Source organism: Streptomyces sp. YIM S03343 (genome assembly GCF_054729195.1).
This window is the reverse complement of sequence record NZ_JBPUKX010000002.1, coordinates 434,735-454,982: the sequence shown is the minus strand read 5'-3', so window position 1 is coordinate 454,982 and position 20,248 is coordinate 434,735. Positions and strand designations below refer to the sequence as shown.

The 20,248-nt window shown below is 70.9% G+C and carries 21 protein-coding genes and 3 pseudogenes; 3 read left to right on the top strand and 21 right to left on the bottom strand.

Annotation, left to right across the window (positions count from 1 at the left end; translation table 11 throughout):
* Positions 1–54: 54 nt before the first annotated feature.
* Both ACSYGN_RS37825 and ACSYGN_RS37820 read right to left on the bottom strand, forming a co-directional pair.
* Complete coding sequence (locus ACSYGN_RS37825) at positions 55–810, bottom strand: hypothetical protein (protein WP_460404764.1); 756 nt, start codon at positions 808–810, stop codon at positions 55–57.
* Positions 807–2,468 (bottom strand): serine/threonine-protein kinase, encoded by a 1,662-nt coding sequence (locus ACSYGN_RS37820; protein WP_460404762.1) that lies wholly within the window; start codon positions 2,466–2,468, stop codon positions 807–809. Before ACSYGN_RS37820 ends, ACSYGN_RS37825 begins: the two co-directional genes overlap by 4 nt.
* Positions 2,469–3,054: 586 nt before the next feature.
* Here ACSYGN_RS37820 and ACSYGN_RS37815 point away from each other — a divergent pair.
* On the top strand, positions 3,055–4,026 hold the full coding sequence (locus ACSYGN_RS37815; RefSeq protein WP_460404760.1) for an NAD(P)-dependent alcohol dehydrogenase: 972 nt from the start codon (positions 3,055–3,057) through the stop codon (positions 4,024–4,026).
* Positions 4,027–4,067: 41 nt separating this feature from the next.
* Here ACSYGN_RS37815 and ACSYGN_RS37810 read toward each other — a convergent pair whose 3' ends face one another.
* A complete protein-coding gene (locus ACSYGN_RS37810) occupies positions 4,068–4,322 on the bottom strand; it encodes a hypothetical protein (protein WP_460404758.1) in 255 nt (84 codons plus the stop codon).
* 347 nt (positions 4,323–4,669) lie between these two features.
* Between ACSYGN_RS37810 and ACSYGN_RS37805 the strand changes: the two genes are divergently transcribed.
* Both ACSYGN_RS37805 and ACSYGN_RS37800 read left to right on the top strand, forming a co-directional pair.
* Positions 4,670–5,665 carry a glycoside hydrolase family 11 protein gene (locus tag ACSYGN_RS37805; protein ID WP_460404756.1) on the top strand — a complete coding sequence of 332 codons (996 nt, stop codon included), beginning with the start codon at positions 4,670–4,672 and terminating at the stop codon, positions 5,663–5,665.
* 56 nt (positions 5,666–5,721) lie between these two features.
* Positions 5,722–6,717 (top strand): polysaccharide deacetylase family protein, encoded by a 996-nt coding sequence (locus tag ACSYGN_RS37800; RefSeq protein ID WP_460404754.1) that lies wholly within the window; start codon positions 5,722–5,724, stop codon positions 6,715–6,717.
* 216 nt (positions 6,718–6,933) lie between these two features.
* On the opposite strand, the pseudogene ACSYGN_RS37795 reads toward ACSYGN_RS37800, so the two are convergent.
* The 18 genes and pseudogenes from ACSYGN_RS37795 to ACSYGN_RS37710 form a co-directional block, all read right to left on the bottom strand.
* A pseudogene (locus ACSYGN_RS37795) lies at positions 6,934–7,344 on the bottom strand (enolase-like domain-containing protein); the annotation flags it as partial.
* Positions 7,341–9,146 (bottom strand): thiamine pyrophosphate-requiring protein, encoded by a 1,806-nt coding sequence (locus ACSYGN_RS37790; RefSeq protein ID WP_460404752.1) that lies wholly within the window; start codon positions 9,144–9,146, stop codon positions 7,341–7,343. The pseudogene ACSYGN_RS37795 and the gene ACSYGN_RS37790, both read right to left, overlap by 4 nt.
* 67 nt (positions 9,147–9,213) lie before the next feature.
* Positions 9,214–9,492, bottom strand: a pseudogene (locus tag ACSYGN_RS37785) (FAD-binding oxidoreductase); the annotation flags it as partial.
* The gene (locus tag ACSYGN_RS37780; RefSeq protein WP_460404750.1) at positions 9,489–10,103 is read right to left on the bottom strand and encodes a cysteine hydrolase family protein; all 615 of its coding nucleotides are present in this window, start codon (positions 10,101–10,103) and stop codon (positions 9,489–9,491) included. The pseudogene ACSYGN_RS37785 and the gene ACSYGN_RS37780, both read right to left, overlap by 4 nt.
* A 24-nt stretch (positions 10,104–10,127) precedes the next feature.
* A complete protein-coding gene (locus ACSYGN_RS37775) occupies positions 10,128–11,084 on the bottom strand; it encodes a TIGR03557 family F420-dependent LLM class oxidoreductase (protein ID WP_460404748.1) in 957 nt (318 codons plus the stop codon).
* A gap of 91 nt (positions 11,085–11,175) precedes the next feature.
* Complete coding sequence (locus ACSYGN_RS37770) at positions 11,176–11,460, bottom strand: gas vesicle protein K (RefSeq protein WP_460404746.1); 285 nt, start codon at positions 11,458–11,460, stop codon at positions 11,176–11,178.
* A complete protein-coding gene (gene gvpJ / locus ACSYGN_RS37765) occupies positions 11,457–11,645 on the bottom strand; it encodes a gas vesicle protein GvpJ (protein ID WP_460404744.1) in 189 nt (62 codons plus the stop codon). Before gvpJ ends, ACSYGN_RS37770 begins: the two co-directional genes overlap by 4 nt.
* On the bottom strand, positions 11,642–12,451 hold the full coding sequence (locus ACSYGN_RS37760; RefSeq protein ID WP_460404742.1) for a GvpL/GvpF family gas vesicle protein: 810 nt from the start codon (positions 12,449–12,451) through the stop codon (positions 11,642–11,644). Before ACSYGN_RS37760 ends, gvpJ begins: the two co-directional genes overlap by 4 nt.
* Before the next feature lie 19 nt (positions 12,452–12,470).
* A pseudogene (locus ACSYGN_RS37755) lies at positions 12,471–12,797 on the bottom strand (gas vesicle protein); the annotation flags it as partial.
* Positions 12,794–13,924 (bottom strand): SRPBCC family protein, encoded by a 1,131-nt coding sequence (locus ACSYGN_RS37750; protein ID WP_460404740.1) that lies wholly within the window; start codon positions 13,922–13,924, stop codon positions 12,794–12,796. The gene ACSYGN_RS37750 and the pseudogene ACSYGN_RS37755, both read right to left, overlap by 4 nt.
* Positions 13,921–14,574, bottom strand: coding sequence for a DNA primase (locus tag ACSYGN_RS37745; RefSeq protein WP_460404738.1), 654 nt, complete (start codon positions 14,572–14,574; stop codon positions 13,921–13,923). Before ACSYGN_RS37745 ends, ACSYGN_RS37750 begins: the two co-directional genes overlap by 4 nt.
* Positions 14,574–14,834, bottom strand: coding sequence for a gas vesicle protein GvpG (locus ACSYGN_RS37740; RefSeq protein ID WP_460404736.1), 261 nt, complete (start codon positions 14,832–14,834; stop codon positions 14,574–14,576). The genes ACSYGN_RS37745 and ACSYGN_RS37740 overlap by 1 nt, the downstream gene beginning before the upstream one ends.
* Positions 14,835–14,844: 10 nt before the next feature.
* A complete protein-coding gene (locus ACSYGN_RS37735) occupies positions 14,845–15,597 on the bottom strand; it encodes a GvpL/GvpF family gas vesicle protein (RefSeq protein WP_460404734.1) in 753 nt (250 codons plus the stop codon).
* Positions 15,594–16,043 (bottom strand): gas vesicle structural protein GvpA, encoded by a 450-nt coding sequence (locus tag ACSYGN_RS37730; RefSeq protein WP_460404732.1) that lies wholly within the window; start codon positions 16,041–16,043, stop codon positions 15,594–15,596. The genes ACSYGN_RS37735 and ACSYGN_RS37730 overlap by 4 nt, the downstream gene beginning before the upstream one ends.
* A 59-nt stretch (positions 16,044–16,102) precedes the next feature.
* On the bottom strand, positions 16,103–16,390 hold the full coding sequence (locus ACSYGN_RS37725; RefSeq protein WP_460404730.1) for a gas vesicle protein GvpO: 288 nt from the start codon (positions 16,388–16,390) through the stop codon (positions 16,103–16,105).
* A 580-nt stretch (positions 16,391–16,970) separates the two neighbouring features.
* Positions 16,971–17,660, bottom strand: a complete 690-nt coding sequence (locus ACSYGN_RS37720) for a GAF and ANTAR domain-containing protein (protein ID WP_460404728.1) — start codon at positions 17,658–17,660, stop codon at positions 16,971–16,973.
* 267 nt (positions 17,661–17,927) lie between these two features.
* Positions 17,928–18,899 carry a Rieske (2Fe-2S) protein gene (locus tag ACSYGN_RS37715; RefSeq protein ID WP_460404726.1) on the bottom strand — a complete coding sequence of 324 codons (972 nt, stop codon included), beginning with the start codon at positions 18,897–18,899 and terminating at the stop codon, positions 17,928–17,930.
* Between the two features lie 58 nt (positions 18,900–18,957).
* Positions 18,958–20,157 carry a carboxylate-amine ligase gene (locus ACSYGN_RS37710; protein ID WP_460404724.1) on the bottom strand — a complete coding sequence of 400 codons (1,200 nt, stop codon included), beginning with the start codon at positions 20,155–20,157 and terminating at the stop codon, positions 18,958–18,960.
* Positions 20,158–20,248: the final 91 nt, after the last annotated feature.

The following is a 20,248-nucleotide window of genomic DNA, read 5'->3' as shown; positions in this document are numbered from 1 at the left end:
CACCGGTGCCAAGCTGTCGCGGCACGGGGAACCCCTACGGGCCGACGCGCCCGGTCAGGAGCAGTCGTACGGCACCCGGACCGACTCCGAGTGCCGTGCCGGGGACAGGATCCGGAGTTCCGCCCGCGCCTCGTAGCGGCCCTTGCCCTGGAAGGTCCACCGGAGATGCAGACGGGCGTGCCGCTTGCCCCGGGGGAGGGATTCACGCAGCACCGCCGAGGTCGTGCCGTCGCTGCGCAGCCAGCGGTAGGTCAGGGTGCCCGGGCGGCCGTTCGTGGTGACCAGGCCGACGATGTCCGCGGTGCCGTCGCATCCGACCGCCGTCGGACGGGATGTCACCGCCACCTCGCGCACCCCGACCGGCGGGCCCAGCCGCTGCCAGAGCAGGAGTGCGATCACGCAGGCCAGCACCAGCGCGGGCAGCGCGTTGCGGCGCAGACGCTCGCGCAGGCGGCGTGGAGGCGCGGGCGCGGGGGACACGGCGACGGTCGGCAGGGTCCGGTGGGTGCGGTGCGCCAGTGCCGCCGTCACTCCCGGGCCGAAGCGCAGCACCGTGCCCTCGACACGGTCCGGCTGGGTGAGCGCGGGCTCCGGGAGAGTGGCCGACGACTCCGGGAGGACGGCCGTCGACTCAGGGAGAGTTGCCGTCGACTCCGGGGAAGCGGCCGTCGGTATCGCCACCGTGGCGGTGTGGTCCGGCTCCGGGCGCTGGAACCAGTGGCTGGACAGCACCGTGGCGCTGTAGTCGTCGGCGTCGGTGTCCACGTGGGCCGGGTCGGGGCCCGGAGCGCGGTCGTGAGGTGTCGTCATCGGAGCTCACACTGCCTGGTCAGAAGCTGCTGCGAGGCGCCCCCGTCGGCGGAGGCCGGGGTCGTCACCGCGCCCACCGCCCAGTAGCAGCCGCCGTTCTGGAAGGTGTGGTCGACGCTCAGCGTGTACTGGGTGGCACCGCTGCGCTGGTACGTCTGAGCGGAGCCGTCCGGTGTGCCCGTCCCGCCCGCGGCGCTGCTCGTGTACCAGGTCACCGTGATGGAGACCGGACCGGGTCCGTCCGTGGTGACGCCGATCGTCGCCGACGCGGTGTACGGGCCCGTCTGCTGGAACGCCGACACCGAGACGTCCTTCACGGCGGGTGCGGGAGTGGTGCTCGGTGTGGGGGAGCCGGTCGTGGGCGTTGCGGGCGGGGATGTGCTGCCGGACGGTGGCGCGGCGGACGCGGAGGCCGACGTGTCCGGTGCCGATTCCGAGGGCGTCGCCGTGCCGCTGGGAGGCGTGGTGGCCTCCGTCGCCGAGGGGGACATGCTGGTGGATCCCGACGGCGTCGGCGAGGAGGTTCCGGGGGCCGAGGTGTGCGGTCCCGCCCCCGTCGGCCCGTCGGGACCGGTGCTCGTCGTCGCCACGGCCCCGGCCGCCTGCCCCGCCGCCGCGCCCGGCGGCAACTGGGCGCCGTAGGCCAGCAGCAGGCCCACGACCACCGCCGCCGCGGACAGCAGCAGCCCCGCCCGGCCGGGCAGCCACGGGCGGAGCCTGCCGAGTCCCGGAGGTGACGGCTGCGCCAGGACCGTGCGGGCGGTGTCCGTGGTGGTGCGGGCACTCGCGCGGGACGACGGCAGCAGCAGGAGCAGCAGCGCCACCAGCGCGGCGAGCCGGCTCCGGCCCCGTTCCTCCCAGCCGGGCCCGTACGCGGCACCGGCAACCGCCTCCAACTCGGCGACGAACAGCTCGGCGTGGCCGGGCCGCCTCGCCGGGTCCTTGGCCAGGCCGCGCAGCACCAGGTCCCGTACCGGTTCGGGCACCTCCCCGACCGGCACGGGCGCGTCCACGTGCCGCAGCGCCAGCTCGGCGAGATTGTCGCCCGCGTACGGCTTGTGGCCCGTCAGACACTCGAAGAACGTCGCCGTCGCCGCGTACACATCGGCGGCCGGTGAGGCGGGCGCCCCGGTCCACTGCTCCGGCGCCATGTACGACGGCGTGCCCGCGATGCCGGCCTGGGCACCGCTGTCCGCCGCGATGCCGAAGTCGACCAGCTTCGACGAACCGTCCGGCACCACCAGGACGTTCTCCGGCTTGTAGTCCCGGTGCACCACACCGAGACGGTGAGCGTCCGCCAGGCCGAGCAGCGACCCCTTGAGGACCACCAGCGCGGCCTCCGGCTCCAGCGGACCCTCCCCGGTCAGCAGGGTGCGCAGCGAGACGCCGTCCACCAGCTCCATCACGATGGCGGCGCCGTCCGGAGACTCGACGTACTCGTACAACCCGGTGACGTACGGGCTCTCCAGCCCGCCCAGCAGCCGCGCCTCGGCCCGGAAACCGGCCACGAAGCCCGGCCGGGTGAGCAGCGCCTCGCTGAGGTACTTCACGGCCACCGGCACACCGGTGTCCTCGTGCACGGCCAGTACGACCCGCCCGCTCGCCCCCGACCCGAGCTCGAACGACTCGGTGTATCCGGGCACCGCCCATGCGTTCATTCCGCCCCCCGGTTCCGTCCCCCGACTCCGCCGTGCCACCGGATCCCCCCTCCTGCCTGGGCGCCCGGCCACGTGTCGGGAGACATTTTTTCGGCCACAGCGGTTGCGGCGCGACATGACGGGCGTCACGACTCCGTCACAGCACACGGCCGGCCACCGGCTGTTCCCGCCCTGCCGGTGGCCGCCCGCCCACGGCCCCGCCACCGCGCATACCGCTTGCCTACGGCGATGTACCGATTCATCGCATTACGGCACCGGTCGACCTGAGGCGGAGGACCACCGGGCACGGCCGCCGACCGGTCGCGGACACCGGAGCCGGACGCCGTACGCCGGAAGACCGACACCGGACGTGGACTCGCGCGTCAACCTTTCGGCCGTGAACGGACCGAGCTTCACGTCCCCGACCGTCGCCGCCGTACGCCACAGGGCGCGCACCGCCTCCTCCACCGGGGACACCACCTGACGTACCGCCGCGCAGCCGAGCCCCGACCCGCCCTCCCGCAGACGTAAGGCGGCTTCCGGATACCCGCCCGGACCGCGCCGCTCTACGCTGCCCGTACGGCGTCGACAAGGGGAGGGATGACCGGTGAAGGCGGTTGTCCAGGACCGGTACGGCTCACCGGACGTGCTGCGCGTCGCGGACGTCGCAGCACCTGAACCGGCCGACGGCGAGGTGCTGGTGCGGGTGCGCGCCGCCTCACTGAACGCCTACGACTGGCATCTGATGCGCGGCGACCCCTATCTCGCCCGGCTGTCCCTTGGCCTGCGCGCACCCCGCGCGAGGATCCGCGGCCGTGACCTCGCGGGCGTGGTCGAGGCGGTCGGCGGCGGCGTGACGGACTTCCGGCCCGGTGACGAGGTGTTCGGCGAGGCCGACGGCGCCTTCGCGGAGTATGTGTGCGCACCGGCCGACGCGGTGGAGCACCGGCCTCGCGAGCTGACCTTCGAACAGGCGGCCACCCTGCCGCTCGCCGGGAACACCGCCCTGCGCGCCCTGCGCGATGCCGGGCAACTGCGCGCCGGGCAGCACGTCCTGGTCAACGGCGCCTCGGGTGGCGTCGGCGGCTTCGCCGTACAGATCGCCAAGGCGCTCGGCGCCGAGGTGACCGGTGTGTGCAGCACCCGCAACGCCGACATGGTCCGCTCGCTCGGCGCCGACCACGTCGTCGACTACACCCGGGACGACTTCACCCGTGGCGGACAGCGCTACGACGTCGTCCTCGACCTGGCCGCCAACCACGGCATCACGGCACTGCGCCGCGCGGTCGCACCGGGCGGCACACTGGTCCTCGCGGGCGGCGGTACCCCCGGCCATTTCCTCGGCGCGATCGGACTCGTGCTCAGGGGCGCCCTGCTCGCCCCCTTCGTACGCCAGCGGCTGCGTCCGCTCGCGGGTCCTGCGGCGAATCGGAAGGTCCTGGGGGATCTGCGGGAACTCGCCGATTCGGGGCGGCTGGCGCCGGTGGTCGACGACACCTATCCGCTCGCGGAGGCGGTCGAGGCCGTCCGGCACCTGGAGGAGCGGCACGCCCGGGGAAAGATCGTCGTCATGATGTGACGCGGCCCGGAGCACCCCCCGAGCCCTTCCATCACGGGCGCTCAGTGCTGCTGCGTGCCGGGAGGAAGCGCGGAGTAGGGCAGGACGGCCGGAGCGGCGGACTGGGGAGCGGGCGGTACGGGCGGCGCGGCGGGATGCCGCCCGGCCGACCCGGTGTCGAAGGAGCCCGCAGGGCCCTCGATCCGTATCACCGCTTCGAGGTCACGCCGGATGCTGGCTGCCGCGTCGCGGACACGTGCGGGCACATCGCCGCGCTCGGCGATGAGTCGGTGATAGATGGGGGCGTCCTGGAACACGGGCACTGTACTCCGGTCGGTGACTGGTAATCGCTTGCAACGGCTGCCGAGTGTAAGCCCACGCGGCCGCACCGTCACCGCGGGGCCCGTTCACCGAGATGCCTTGCGCAAGAAGCATCGAAACATTCGACGCCAATCCTGTCAATTTGTGATCTTGTGTGCGGTGAACGCGATCAAATTCTGTCTTGATTTGATCGTAGTGGGTGCTGAGCTGCACGAATGGACTTCTTGATGTGATCCTTAAGGCTTCGAATGTTTCGAAGCTCATACCGAAAGTGTTGACAGCCCGGAACCCTGGTCCAACACTGCCCGTCCGGGATCACACCGCTCAAGGAGGAGGCACGATCATGAACGCGCCCGTTCCAACCCAGAGCCGCGGACGCGGCCGCTCGATCGCACGGACCGTCAGAACCTTCTGCGCCTTCGCGCTCGCCGCGTTCCTCGCGCTGACCCTGCCGGGCACCGCCGGCGCCGACACGGTGATCACCACCAGCCAGACCGGCACCAACAACGGCTACTACTACTCGTTCTGGACCGACGGAGGCGGATCCGTCTCCATGAACCTCGGCTCCGGCGGCAATTACAGCACCTCCTGGACCAACAGCGGCAACTTCGTCGGAGGCAAGGGCTGGAGCACCGGAGGCCGCAAGGCCGTCACCTACTCGGGCAGCTTCAACCCGTCCGGCAACGCCTACCTCGCCCTCTACGGCTGGTCCACCAACCCGCTGGTCGAGTACTACATCGTCGACAACTGGGGCACCTACCGGCCCACGGGAACGTTCAAGGGCACCGTCACCAGTGACGGCGGCACCTACGACATCTACGAGACCACCCGCTACAACGCCCCCTCCATCGAGGGCACCCGCACCTTCAACCAGTACTGGAGCGTACGGCAGTCCAAGCGCACCGGCGGCACCATCACCACCGGCAACCACTTCGACGCCTGGGCCCGCTACGGCATGAACCTCGGCACCTTCAATTACATGATCATGGCCACCGAGGGCTACCAGAGCAGCGGCAGCTCCACGATCACGGTCGGCGACTCCGGCTCCGGCGGTGGCGGCGGCACGGGCGGCGGCGGCTGTACGGCGACGTTGTCGGCGGGGCAGCAGTGGAGTGACCGGTACAACCTGAACGTGGCGGTGAGCGGGTCGAGTTCGTGGACGGTGACGATGAATGTGCCGTCGCCTGAGCAGGTGCTCGCGACCTGGAACGTCGACGCCACGTATCCCGGTGCCCAGACGCTGGTGGCGAAACCGAACGGCAGCGGCAACAACTGGGGTGTGACCATCCAGACCAACGGCACCTGGACCTGGCCCACGGTCTCCTGCAGCACCGGCTGAGCCGACGAGTCACCCCGCCCCGCCCGACACCAGCGAGACCTCAGCGAGGAGACCCCATGCGCACCAGACCGCTCCCGTCGTTACGCACCCTGACCAGAGCACTGACGGTCGCCGCACTGGCCGTCGCGAGCACCGTCAGCCTCACCGCGGGCGCCGCCCCGGCCGACGCCGCCGCCTCCGCCACCTGCTCCGGATACGTCGGCCTCACCTTCGACGACGGACCCTCCAACGACCACACCCCGGCTCTGCTGAACGCGCTCAAGCAGAACGGACTGCGCGCCACGATGTTCAACGAGGGCCAGTACGCGGCCTCGTACCCGGCCCAGGTGCAGGCCGAGATCAACGCCGGCATGTGGGTCGGCAACCACAGCTACACCCACCCCCATCTGATCCAGCAGAGCCAGTCCCAGATCGACTCGGAGCTGTCCCGCACCCAGCAGGCCGTCGCGAGCGCGGGCGGCGGCACACCCAAGCTGTTCCGTCCGCCCTACGGCGAGACCAACGCGACGCTCAAGGGGGTCGAGGCCAAGTACGGCTTGACCGAGATCATCTGGGATGTCGACTCCCAGGACTGGAACGGCGCGAGCACCGACGCGATCGTCCAGGCCGTGTCCCGGCTCACCAGCGGCCAGATCATCCTCATGCACGAGTGGCCCGCCAACACCCTGGCCGCGATCCCGCGCATCGCCCAGACCCTGGCGAGCCGCGGACTGTGCGCCGGGACGATCTCCCCGCAGACCGGCCGGGCCGTCGCACCCGACGGCGGCGGTACGGGCGGTGGTGGTGGCAGTTGTACGGCGACGTTGTCGGCGGGGCAGCAGTGGAGTGACCGGTACAACCTGAACGTGGCGGTGAGCGGGGCGAGTCCGTGGACGGTGACGATGAATGTGCCGTCGCCGGAGAAGGTGATCGCGACCTGGAACGTCAACGCCACGTATACCGGTGCCCAGACGCTGGTGGCGAAGCCGAACGGCAGCGGCAACAACTGGGGTGTGACCATCCAGACCAACGGCACCTGGACCTGGCCCACGGTCTCCTGCAGCACCGGCTGACCGGTGCTTCTCCCTGTCCGCCCGGCGCGGCGACCCCAGGCCGCCGCGCCCTTCCGGCGGGTTCTCAGCGGGTGCCGCCGCCCCGGGCGGTCACCAGGCGCCGCCCGACACCGACCGCCCTGGCCGCCACGCCCCTGGCCGTGGTGGCGGTGACCACGGGGTGCCGGTTGAGGGCCGCCTGCCCCCTCCTGTTCGGGAAGCGCGAGCGGACCGGGTGCCGCTGCCGTACACCGGCACCTCGTCGCGCGCCGCGCCGAGCAGCCGCACCTGCGGCAGACCGAGCAGCCGCGCCTTGGCGTCCCACAGGGCGATGTCCACGGCGGAGATCGCCTGCGCCGCGATCCCGGGCAGCCCGGCGTTGCGCACCGCCCGCTGCATCGCCTCGTTGGCGCGCGGCACGTCGAGAGCGGAGAGGCCGGTGACGACCTCGGCGAGGAGACCGTCGACGACCGGGACGGCCGCCGCCGGGGCATAGGTCCAGCCGAGGCCGGTGACCTCGCCGCAGCGGACAGTGACCGGGACGACCGTGGTGCTGTCCCAGGCGAGCGTGCCGTCCGCCTCGGGAGCGTCGGTGGGCACCGTGTAGACGGCGCTGTCCACCCGCTCCACGGCCGGTATGTCGCTCACTTCCGTTCCTCGCCGTGCCGGCCGTGCGGCAGGAACTCCTGCACCTTGGCCTTGAAGCCCTGCCGGACCATCGCGGCGCGGTCGCTGTCGCCCTTGAGGACGGCGGTGGCGGCGGCCTCGATCTGGTCGAGGGTGGCGTGCGGCGGGATGGGCGGCACCGCCGGGTCGGTCACGAAGTCCAGCACGCATGGTCGGTCGGCCGCCAGCGCGGTCTCCCAGGCGCCGCTCACCTCGTCGGGCTTCTCGACGCGCATGCCGGTCAGTCCCAGGGAATGGGCGAAGTCGGCGTAGGCGACATCGGGGACGGACTGCGACGGCAGGAACTGCGGCGCCCCCTCCATGGCCCGCATCTCCCACGTCACCTGGTTCAGGTCCCGGTTGTTGAACACGCCGACGATCAGCCGCGGATCCTCCCACTCGTGCCAGTACTTGGCGACCGTGATCAGCTCGGCCATGCCGTTCATCTGCATCGCCCCGTCGCCCACCAGCGCGAGTGCCGGGCGGTCGCCGTGGGCGAACTTGGCGCCGATGGCGTACGGCACACCGGGCCCCATCGTGGCCAGCGTGCCCGACAGTGAACCCCGCATCCCGCCACGCAGCTTCAGATGCCGGGCGTACCAATTCGCGGCGGAACCCGAGTCCGAGCTGACGATTGCGTGCTCGGGGAGCACACCGCTGAGCGCGTGGACGACGTACTCCGGGTTGACCGGGTCGGCCGCCACACCGGCGCGCCGCTCCATGACCTCCCACCAGCGGGCGACATCGTCCTCGATCTTCTTGCGCCACGCCGGGTCTTCCATCTGCTCCAGCAGCGGCAGCAGCCGGCGCAGTGTCCGGGCGGCGTCGCCGACGAGGTTGACCTCGAACGGGAAGCGCATGCCGACCATGTGCGGGTCGATGTCGATCTGCACGCCCCGCGCCTTGCCGAAGTCCGGCAGGAACTGTGTATAGGGGAACGACGACCCGACGACGAGCAGCGTGTCGCAGTCGCGCATCATCTCGTACGACGGCCGGGTGCCCAGCAGCCCTATGGCGCCGGTGACATGGGGCAGGTCGTCGTCGAGGACGTCCTTGCCGAGCAACGCCTTCGCCACACCCGCACCGAGCCGGTCGGCGACCGCGAGCACCTCGGGCCGGGCCCCGCGCGCCCCCTGTCCGACCAGAATGGCCGTCTTACCGCCGGAGTTGAGGACATCGGCAGCCCGCTGGAGCTCCTCGTCGTCCGGTACCGGTGTGTAGTGCGGCATACCGAGGCTGGAGGGGACCATCTTGAAGGCGTGCCCGGGTGCGGAGTAGTCGAGCTCCTGGACGTCCGCCGGGACAATCACGGCGGTCGGCGAGCGGCGTGCCATGGCGGTGCGCAGGGCCCGGTCCAGCACGTTGGGCAGTTGTTCGGGGACGGTCACCATCTCGCAGTAGTCCGAGGCGACGTCCTTGTAGAGGCTGATCAGATCGACCTCCTGCTGGTACGAGCCGCCCATGGCACTGCGGTCGGTCTGGCCGACGATCGCGACCACGGGCACATGGTCGAGCTTCGCGTCGTACAGGCCGTTGAGGAGATGGATGGCGCCGGGCCCGGACGTGGCGGCGCAGACACCCACCCGCCCGGAGAACTTGGCGTACCCGACGGCCTCGAAGGCGGACATCTCCTCGTGGCGGGACTGGATGAAACGGGGCCGGTCGTCCGCACGGCCCCAGGCGGCGAGCAGGCCGTTGATGCCGTCGCCGGGGTAGGCGAAGACATGCTCCACGCCCCAGTGACGCAGCCGCTGGAGAATGTGGTCGGAGACCTTGGTCGACATGGGTTCGGATCCTTTCGGTGGAACACGCGGATCGCGTGGAGAGCGCGGAGAACGAGTACTTGGTTCAGTCGATCACCACGGCCGCGTTGGTGGCTTGCCCGGCGAGGCTCGTCCCGCCGCCGCGCGACAGCACGGGCGCGTCGAAGCGGGCGCAGACCTCCACCGCCCGGGCCCCGGCCTCCACGCTGCGCGGCACCACGACCCCGAGCGGCACCTGCCGGTAGTTGGAACCGTCGGTGGAGTAGGCACCCCGGCTCCCGGCATCGAACCGCACCTCGGCGTCGACCTCGGCACGCAGCGCGGCCACCACGCCGCCGAGGGTCTTCCCGTCGTCGGATGGGTTCATGATCGCCCTCCGGGCTGGTGAGGCTGTCCGTCCGGTACGGAACGCCGGGTAACCGCAAATCCGACTTCCTTCCCCAGGAGGATCCGGGCGCCCATGTTCCGCGCCATCATCTCCAGCGCGGCCTCCCCCAGCCGGGGATGGAGGGAGGCGACCGCGTCCTTCGGAACCGTGACCTCCAGATGGCGGATGTGCGCGTCCAGGGCTGAGTACAGGACGCACTGCTCGGTGACCTGGCCGCTGAGCACCACGTCCGTGACATGTAGCTGCCACAGCAGATACGACATGGGCGTCTCGAAGAAGACGGAATGGCGGGCTTTCATCACGAACATGGACTCGTCGTCGGGCCGGACCGGCTCCACCAGATCGGCGTGCGGGCCGGACAGTGCCGTGTCCACGAGTTCTCCGTGGTGGGAGCGCCAGAGCCCGAAGTTGTCGTTCGCGTAGACGACCGGCACGCCCGCCGCACGGGCCCGGCCGATCAGTTCTGCGAGGACGGGCACGATCCGCGCCGCCGCGGGCACCAACAGCTCGGCGTCCTCGTGCTCGTACGTGTTGATCATGTCGATGACCACGAGGGCGCGCCCGCCCGTCTCTCCGGAGCTGCCGTACATCGCTGCGACCGCTTTCCCGCCTGGTCAGCCGCTCAGCCGCGGCAGGACCTTGGCGCGGTAGAAGTCGAAGAAGCCCTGCTGGTCCTGGCCGATCTGGTTGACGTAGACCGTGTCGAAGCCCGCGTCGACGAACGAGGTCAGCGCTTTCAGATGCGTGTCCGGATCGCCGCCGCACGGCACGGAGGCCGCCACCTGCTCCTCGGTGACCAGCTGGGACGCCTGCTCGAAGTGGCGCGGTGTGGGCAGCACCTGGGGCAGTTCGCCGGGCAGTTGCTCGTTGGCCCACAGACCGTGCGCGGTGCGCGCCGCCTCCTGCCGGTCGGCGCCCCAGCACACCTTGAACCCGCCGTACACCGGCTTGCCTCCGCCACCACCGCGCCGGAAGCGCTCGACGAGATCGCTGTCGGGCATCATCGTGATCAGCCCGTCGCCGATGCGCGCGGCGGTCTCGGCGGCGTTCGGCCCGAACGCCGACACATCGATGGGCACCGGCTCGTCGGGCACGGTGTAAAGCCTGGCGTTCTCCACCGTGTAGTGCCGGCCCCGGTGGCTGATCTGCTCGCCGCTCAGCAGTCGGCGGATGATCTGAAGGGCCTCCTCCAGCATCTCCAGACGCACCGAGGTCTCGGGCCACACGGTGCCCAGGATGTGCTCGTTGAGCGCCTCACCGGTCCCCACCCCCAGCCGGAACCGCCCGCCGAGCTGCACCGCGCTGGTGGCGGCGGCCTGGGTGATCACCGCTGGATGCGTACGCACCAGCGGACAGGTCACCGCTGTCTCCACGGGCAGCGACACCGCCTGCGACAGCGCGCCGATCACATTCCACACGAACGGGCTCTGCCCCTGGCGGTCGTTCCAGGGGTGGTAGTGGTCCGAGATCCACAAAGCCTCGAACCCGGCCTGCTCGGCCATACGGGCCTGCTCGACGAGCTGTGCCGGGCTGTGCTCCTCGCTGGAGAGGAAGTATCCGAAGCCGGTCATCATGCCTCCCTGACGCGTGGCCGTGCCGGGAACGCGCCCCGGGTACCCGTCCGGTGCGCGGTGGAACCCGGTTCTGCGGCAGGGACCGCGGTCATTCCCGGGGGAGAAGGGGTCCCAGCGGTCCGAGGTCGAGGTTGAGGTCCTCCGGGCGCAGGCCGTAGCGTTCGCGCAATTCGGCCATGCGGTCCTCCAGCAGCATCAGGGTGAGCCCGATGCGCTCCTCCTGCTCCTCGCTCAGGTCGCCCTGGTCGAAGCGGCGCACCGCCTGGCGTTCCATGAGCTGGCGCAGCAGTTCGACCACGGTGAGGACCAGTTTGACCAGGTCGTGCTCCACGGTGTCGGGCGTCAGATCTCGCCTGTCGGGTCGGGCGGTCACAGCGGATCCCTCCAGAGCGAGGGCACTTGCGCGTTCACGGAACTGATGAGGGCGTCCAGGTCGATACGGACGAGGTCGACGTCCGCGATGCACAGGACGATGTTGCCCTTGATGACCACCCCTCCGGCCAGCAGCCGGTCGAGCAGGTCCACCAGAGCGATCTCACGCTGCTCCAGGACGGTCATCGCCGCTTCTCCGCTTCTTCTGTCTCATCCGTCTCGTCCATCGACTCCAGGAAGGAGTAGGCCGCCCAGGGGCCGGTGAGCTGGACGTGTGTGCCCGGTTCCCGGTGCTTCGCGTCTTCCACGATCTCCACGAACTCCTCCGACCGGGTGCGCGGCAGGAGATAGGCGGCGTTGAGCACGTTCGTACCGGCGGCACCGGACAGGGGGGTGCGCTGCGGCGGGTGGAGCCGGGCCGCCTCCGCATGCGTGGAGAGGTCGGTGTGCAGCCGTACGGCGAACCGCTCGGCACGCCGCCAGGCGTCCTCACGCGCGCCGATCTTCCGGTGCCGCTGCCGCAGGTAGTCGCGGCCGGAAGCCGGTGGCGCGGGTGCCAGGTCGCCGTCCCCGCTGGAGTCCGCTTCGTCGGCACCGGGATCGGCGTAGACTTTCACGCCCCATTCGACCCGGTCCCGCAGCCGCTCCAGAGCACGCCGGAAAACGTCCTCACGCTCCTCCATCATCATCCGGACGCCGCTGTCGTCGCGGAACACGGTGGCCAGGCGCATCGGCAGCGGGGTGGTGACGACGGTGAGCGCGTCGACGACCTGCTGGTGGGCGCGGGCGGTCGCGGCGAGCCAGTCGAGGTCCTCCAGGTGGGTCCGGAGCGGTTCCTCGGCGAAGTCGCGTTCCGGTACGTGACTGACGACGGCGGTCAGGCCGTGGTGGGCGAGCAGCCGCGGCGGATCGCCCGCGACCCCCGGCAGATCGGCCTGAAGCGGCGCGTCGGGCGGCCGGCACACGGCGTAGACATAACGCAGTCCGGTCATCACGGTTCCTCCCGGACCGTTCTCGGGCACGGCCGCCCGGCTCCAACTCCTCCAAGCGGGCCAGTCGCTCGCGCAACTCGGCGTTCTCATGCGTGAGTTCGTCACGACGGGCCCGGGAGGAGAGGGCGGGGTCGTCCTCCCACCAGTCGATGCCCATCTCCTTGGCCTTGTCGACGGAGGCGATGACGAGGCGGAGCTTGATGGTGAGCAGTTCGATGTCGAGCAGGTTGATCCGTATGTCGCCCGCGATGACGACGCCCTTGTCGAGGACGCGTTCCAGGACATCGGCGAGGTTCGTACCGCCGTCACGGCTGTACGGCTCCGGCAGCCGGCTCGGCATACTCATCGCCGGCTCCCGGCCCGGACGTCCTCGTCTTCGTCCTCTTCCTCCTCCTCGTATTCGTCCTGGTCCTCGTTCTCGTCCTCGTAGCCCTCTTCGTCGTCGTAGGTGTCCTCGGGCTCCTCTTCGTCGTAGTCGTCCTCGTCCTCACGCTTCTTCCCGCCCCCGGCCCGGTCCTCCTCCGGCTCGGCTTCCTCCTCGTCCTCGTCGCGGGGGGCTTCCTCCTTGTCCTCGCGGTCCTCCTCCGCAATCGCGTCCTCGTGCGAGCGGACGACCTCGCCGTCGCGGATCTCGCCGCGCCAGCTGTCCTCCGCCTCCGCCTTGAGAGTGATGAAACGGACGAAGTTCTTGAGATCGAGACGGGCCCGGCGGCCCTGGGCGCGCCAGATGTTGCCGGTCTTCTCGAAGAAGCCCGAGGGGTAGTACTCGATGACCAGCACGACACGGGTGAGGCTGTCCGCGAGGCGGTGGAAGGAGACGACGCCCTTTGTGGTGCCCTTGGCGCCCTCCGAGGTCCAGGCGATCCGGTCGTCCGGCACCTGCTCGGTGGTCTGGGCCTTCCAGCTGCGGTTGGACCAGAAGACCTTCAGCTGCCAGTCCGAGTGGACGTCGTCCGAGCGGCTCGCACTCTTGACTCCCTTGGCGAAGGTGCTGAAGTCCTGGTACTGCGTCCACTGGTCGTACGCGGTGCGCAGCGGCACGCCGACGTCGACCTGTTCGATGATCACGGTGGGCTTCTTGCCCGCGCCGCGCTTGCGCCTGCCCTTGCCGCCCCCGAGGTTCTTGAGCGCGCCCATCACATTGTCCTTCGCCCGGGACGCGCCGAGCTCCAGTGCGGACCGCACCGGCCCCTTGCCCTGGGCGATCTTGCGGCCGCCGTCCAGTGCGAGCTGGGCTAGGCCGGGGCTGTTGCCCTCGGCGATGTCGTTGAGCCTGCCGGTGGCCTCGCCGAGCTTGTGGCCGACGCCGATCAGGAGCCGTTCGGCCTGGGCGGCGAGATACTGCTGCACCTCTTCCTTCAGCCGGTCGCCGGCCTCGCTGTGGACCGCTTCGGCGAGCGGGCCCGCGCCGTCTGCCGCTCGTCCGGCTGCTCCGGAGAGCGCGGAGGCCGCGGAGTCGCGTGTCTGTGTCATCGTTCGTCGCCTCCCTGCCGTCCCCCTTCACGCACGGCACGCCTGGCCCCGCCGGCCGTCTTCCGGGCTGTCGCCTTCTTCGCCGCAGGCGCCTTGCCGGCGGTCTTCGTCGCCGGCACGTTCCCCGGCGCCCTTCTGCGCGGCGGCCGCCCGTCCTCGTCGGCCTGGCCGCTGTCCTCGTCGCGGCGGGACCTGCGGCGGCCATGGGACTGTTCCCCCTTCTCGCGCCCCGTGTCCTCCTCCTCGCGCCTGGTGTCCTCCTCACCGGAAGGTTCCTCGTGTTCCTCGTGTTCCTCGTGCTGCTCGTCCGTCACGCCACCGGCGCCGGGCACAGTGCCGGAGAGCTGGTCGCGCACGCCGGCCGTACGGTCGTGCAGTCGGTCGGCGAGCACCGATATCTGCCGTTCGACCAGTGCGCCGGAGGCGGCCTTGCCCACTCCGCGCAGGTCCTCCCGCAGTTCGTCGCCGATCTCCTTGAACTGCGGGTTGTCCTTCAGCTGTCGGTTGAGCAGTTCCCCGACGGCACCGGGGGACAGGTGCAGCCGCTTGCCGGCCACCAGGCTGCCGGCCGCGAGCGCCATTTTCAGCTTCCTCGTCCGCCCGAGGAGGTATCCGGCCCCGATCGCGAGGCCGATGGCTGTCCGGTTCATCATGTCGTCCCGTCGTTCGTAGCCGCGTTCCTGTGCCTCGCGGCCTCAAGTCGGTCGAGGAGGTCGTCCTCCAGCCGGTCGAACTCCTCCTCGGAGATCTCACCGGCCGCCAGTTGCTGTTCCAGACGGGCCAGTTCGGCCTGGATCGCGGTGGGGTCGTAATAGATCCGCTCGGCCTCCCGCACCACCTGCTGGATGGCCCATCCGCTGCCGCGCACGGGGGCGAACGGCAGCAGGAGGATTTCGGAGATCAGTCCCATGGTGTCGCCCCTACTCCCCGGCCCGGTCGGCCGGTTCGGCCGGGCCCGGCTCCACGAAGCTGTACGGCGGCAGCGGGCCGTTCACCCGCACGTCGAGATGCGGGTGCTGCTCGCGCAGTTCGTCCACCGCAGCCAGGAATCCCGCGGCCGAGTTCTGGTCGACCAGGACGGAGATGTTGGCCAGCCACCCGGTGGACTCGGGGCCGGCCGCGCTGGCCGTGACCAGGGGCTCCAGCGCCTCACGAACCTCCCCGGCGTCCTCGGCCTCCTTTGCCTTGACCGCGTCCGCGACCAGCTCGCCGAGCCGCAGGCGCTGCTCGTAACTACCGCCGCCCGCCCGTTGCTGAGCCTCGGCGAGTGCCCGCAGGTCCGGTCTCTCGGAAAGCACCTGCTGGAGCACCGCTTCTTCGGCATGAGCCGCCTTGACGTTGTACTCGATCTTGCCGTCGAGTGCGGCGAGGCGTTCGCTGTAGTGGTCGGCGCGCTCCGCCAGCACGTCCCTCACCGACATCTCGTCCGGGGCGACGCTGCCGAACCGCATGGGCAGCACACAGCCGCCGGCACCGGTCTCGGAGAGCACATGCTGGTGGGCGAGCAGTTCCCTGCGCTTGGGCCGCAGATCCTCGGGCGCGTCGCTGACCAGTGCGGCCAGTCCGCCCTCGATGAGGACATGCACCGGCCGGGGCGGGTCGCCGATGCCGGCCAGGCCCTCGGGGAGGGCGGGGTGCGACCGGGCAGTGATGCCGTACACGTAGGTGTTCACTTCTCCTCCCTGTCCTCCCGCTCCTTACGGCGCGAGGACGTGGCCCTGCGCGCCCGGGGCTCCGGCTCCCGCTCGCGGTCCTGCGAGGTTCCCTCGTCCTTGCCCTGTCTGAAGGCGTCGGTGAACGACTCGACCGCGCCGGTCAGCGCGCCCTTGGACTTGCCGCGCGCGCCGGACTCGGTGATGTCGCCGACCATGTCGGGCAGCCCGGGGCTCTTGTGCGGTCCCGCCTCGAGATCGAGCCGGTTGCACGCCTCGGCGAAGCGCATATAGGTGTCGACGCTGGCCACGACGACCCGTATGTCGATCTTGAGAATCTCGATACCGACCAGTGAGACCCTGATGAACGCGTCGATGACGAGCCCTCGGTCGAGGACGAGTTCGAGCACGTCGTAGAGGCTGCCGCTGCCTCCACCACCGGCCTGCTGTGCTGGGACAACGGTCATGACTGCGCCTCCTTGCTCGGGAACGGCAGCGGACTGCCGGGTTCGGTGTGCGGTGATTGTCAGAGGCTGTGCCGGTCGGTGTCGGCCCGCCCGCGCTCGTAACGGCGGACGCGCTTGTAACCGGTGAGACGGCCCCGGGAATCGAGGTCGATCCGGTAGCTCGCCATCAGGCTCATCGTGTCGGGAACCTTGGCGAGTTCGAGGACCTCGATCTCCAGGGACCAGCCGTCCTCCGACGGCTCGAAGGACGAGACGGCCTCGGCCGCCAGGCCGGTGAGCTCTGCGAACTGGTCGCGCGCCCGGCGCAGCGCCTGCGCCGGATCGGGCGGCTGCTCGTGATCCGTCATGGCAGCGACCTCACTCGACCGGGTATGGCGTCGTGCGGGTCCTGAGGACCTTCGGCCCGACGGTCGCCACGGGGTCCGGGTGACCGTGAAGCCGTTGCCCAAACCATCGCGGGGCGTCAGCTGTGCGAAGTCGGCACCGGGGCATGGGGTCGCGGGGCAGCAGCCGTCGGCGGAGCGGTTCTCCCGGTTGGAGGGTCGCATTCCGCAATGGTCGGAGGGTATGCATCGGCTGATGATCCTTTCCGGTTCTGCCGGGCCGTGGTGTCCGGTCCGGCCACCCCGTCAGTGCGGGTAACCATTCGAATACGGTGGAAACCATGACAATCGGTAAGAGGAATCCGTGTTGTGCGTCAAGGCACACCGCGCTCTGGTCCGGACATGACGAATCGTCGTCGCGATGGCGGGGCGGCGGTGAGTGTGGCGCGCCGAAAGTACGGGGGCCTGGGGGGCCTGCCATGTGTGCGCGGTCCAGGACGGGAAACCCGACCGGGCAAGCCGGGGCGGCAGCGTTCCCGCGGGGGTCGGTCCGGCTCAGGCCCCCCTGGTTCGGCACCGTGCCGGGGGAGCCGCCGGAGTGGTGTCAGTCCGGACGACCCCTCTCGCACACCCGGCGGGCGACCTCGCGTAGCTTGACGTTGTGCTCCTGGGAGTAGCGGCGCAAGACGTCGAACGCCTGCTCCTCGGTGATGCGATGGTTGCCCATGAGAATGCCCATGGCCTCGCCGATCACATGACGGGTGGCGACGGCCTGCTCCATCTGGGCATGGGTGCGGGCGCTGGCGAGGGCCACCGCGGCGTGCGAGGCCAGCAGCCAGCCGGCCGTCTCGCTCGCCCGGGTGAAGGCGCCGGGCCGACGTGAGTAGAGGTTCAGGGCGCCGAGATCCTCCTCCTCGGTGAACAGCAGGAATCCCATCATGCTGCCCAGGCCCAGTCGGCGTGCCTCGGGCACATAGCGGGGCCAGCGCGGCTCGTCCACGGTGAAATCCGGGATCCGGAAGACGCGCTCCCCCTGGGAACTGTGGGCGGCGTCATAGCACGGGCCCTCGCCGAGACGGACCTGGAGCCGGTCGGAGTCGACGACGAGCGCCTCGGTGGGCGCGAGGGTCTGCACCCGGCCGCCGCGCAGGATGAGGATGCCTGACGCGTCGCATCCCTCGACTACTTCGGTAGCCGTACGGGTGATCCGTTCCAGCGTGGCGTCCACGGAGTCCTGGGCCAGCAGGTCCCGTGCCATTGTCGCCATCCGTTCGGCGAACCCGCGCCAGTCCATCCCGTTCTCCCGCCCCGCTCGCCGGAGGACCGGAGAAGCCATTGAGGACCGAAGAAGCTACGGCGAAGCCGGTCCGGGCTCGGAAGTCCGGACTCTCGGGCATCGAGGACTCGGCGAAGCGCTGGTGACGATGTACGGCCGTCACCAGTGTGTCACGGAGACAGCGGGACCCGCCGGGGCGGCGCACAGCGCGACGCCGCCCAGGAATCCGTACTCACGCACTCCCAGGGTGCGATACGTGACCGGATGCAGTGCCGGACGGCGGGGTCACCAGCCGCGGCCGCCCGGCCTGCCCGTCGCCGCCGTGCCCCGTGAAGAGGCGGTGGCCCCGTTCGGTGCCGCCCGGCCGTCGCCGTCCCCCTGACGCAGGCGTACCTCGACCCCGCCGTCGACGACCCGGGTGTCGAACGCGGGCTGGGGCGCGGTGGCGGGGCCGTGCACGTTCCAGCCGTCGGAGAGCCGGAACATACTGCCGTGCCAGGGGCACTGCACACAGCCGTCGGCGACGGTCCCCTCGGACAGCGGCCCCGCCAGATGGCTGCATCGCTCGGCCAGGGCGTAGATCGCCCCGTCGCTCTCCCGCACCACCACGAGCGGCACGTCGTCCACAGTGCGCCGCACGGGCTCACCGGCCGGGAAACCGTCCAGGGGGCCGATCCGGTGCCAGCCCTGTGTGACGACGTGCGGGACCTCCTCGGCATGGTTGGCCCCGGACGCCTGCCGGTAGGCCAGATGCCCGCCCAGCACGCCGCCGGCGCCGACCGCGGCCAGCCCGAGGAAGCCGTACGTACGGCCCTTGCCATGGCGTCCCCGGAGACGGTTGACGAGCGAGGCCGTGTAGAGGCCGACCGCGGTGATGTTGGCCGTGGCGTGCACGATCCCTACGCGCTGCTGCTGCCGGTGCAACTCGGCCCAGTCGACGGCGCCCGCCAGCGCCGCGGGGAGGGCCGTCGTGAGGCCGACGCCCACGAGGAGGCCCGCCTCCCGGGGGCGGCCCCGTATGTCGAGGACCGCGGCGGACAGCCAGCTGCCGATCGGCAGCTGGACCATCGGGGGATGGAGCGGGTGCCCCAGCCAGGTGCCGTGCAACGCGTCCCGGCCGCGCCCCAGCGGCAGGGCCCGCACTCCGTTGCCCAGCAGATCGATGAGCCGGTCGGCCCGCTGCTGCCGCTCCAGGCGGTCCACCAGCCTCAGGGCCCGGCTCTGCCGCATCCGGCGGCCATGTTGTGTAGTACCCATGAGCTGCGGGTCCCCGCCAGAGAGGACGGCAAACGGGACCGGCGCAAGGTGTCATGTCTCAGCGGTGGCCGGGAGACCCGGCGGGACCGGTGCCGGAGGTGCCCTCCGGCACCCACCCGCCGTGCGGGACCCGTGCGCCCGGGCCGGGTGCGTCCGGCCGGCGGTGCCCGGAGTGTTCGCCGCGGGTCTCGGCGACCACCAGCCGCGTACAGGCCCGCAGTCCCTCCTCCTCGGCCGTACGGCGCATACGGTGGGCGGCCGTGCCCTCCGCGAGGGTCTTCGCGGCCAGGTCCCGGACGGTCTGCCAGTCTCCCGCGGCCCTCAGCTCCGGGCGCACCCGCGTCAGCAGGCTTCGCACGACGCGAGCGGCCGGCGCCTCGTGACGGGTCTCCGGTTCGACCAGGCTGCCTTCGAGACCGGACCGGGCCGCGCGCCAGGCCGCGGCGCGCAGCCATTCGTGCCTGCCGTCGCAGTCGGGAGCCCCCGGCTTCTCCAGCCGGTGCCGGGCGTCGGTCACCAGGGCGCGGAAGAGCCCGGCGATCAGGACCACGGTCTCGGCGCGTGGACAGGAGTCGCAGATCCGCAGTTCGAGCGTCTTCTGGTGCGAGGACGGCCGGATGTCGTAGTAGATCATCCCCGGGTCGCTGATGACCCCGGAGGCGATGAGGTCGCGCACGGCGGCGTCGTAGGCGGCGGCGTCGGCGAAACACCCGGCCGGTCCCGCGGTCGGCCAGCGCTGCCACACCATGGTCCGCCAGCTCGCGTAGCCGGTGTCGTCACCCAGCCAGAAGGGGGAACTCGCGGACAGGGCGAGCAGCACGTGCAGCCACGGCGACACCTCGCACATGATCCGAACGGCCAGGTCGCGGTCGGGGACGTCCACGTGGACGTGTGTCCCGCAGATGAGCTGCTCGTCGGCGAGCTTCCGGTACTCGTGCGCCATACGGCGGTAGCGGTGCCCCCCGGTGCGGCGGGCCACCGCCGTGGACCCCAGCGGCACCGTCCCCGCGGCAGCGACGGCCAGCCCGTGGACGGCGGCAGCCGCGTCCAGCTGCCGCCTGCTGTCGGTGATGTCGCCGTACAGACCGTCCAGACAGCCGTGCACGCCGCTGTTCGTCTCCACGATCGTCTGCTGGAGCTCGGTGGTGAAGGAAGCTTCGTGCAGCCCCTGGAGCACGGTGTCGGCGCGGGGCACCAGCAGGCCGCTCTCCTCCTCGACGACGTGGAACTCCTCTTCCACTCCGATACGCACGGTCACGGCCCCTCCCGGCGACGACGGGCGGACGATTCGCCTGACAAGCGCACTCCTGAGGTCCGGGTACCCGCGGAACGGACGACGCACGCAGCGG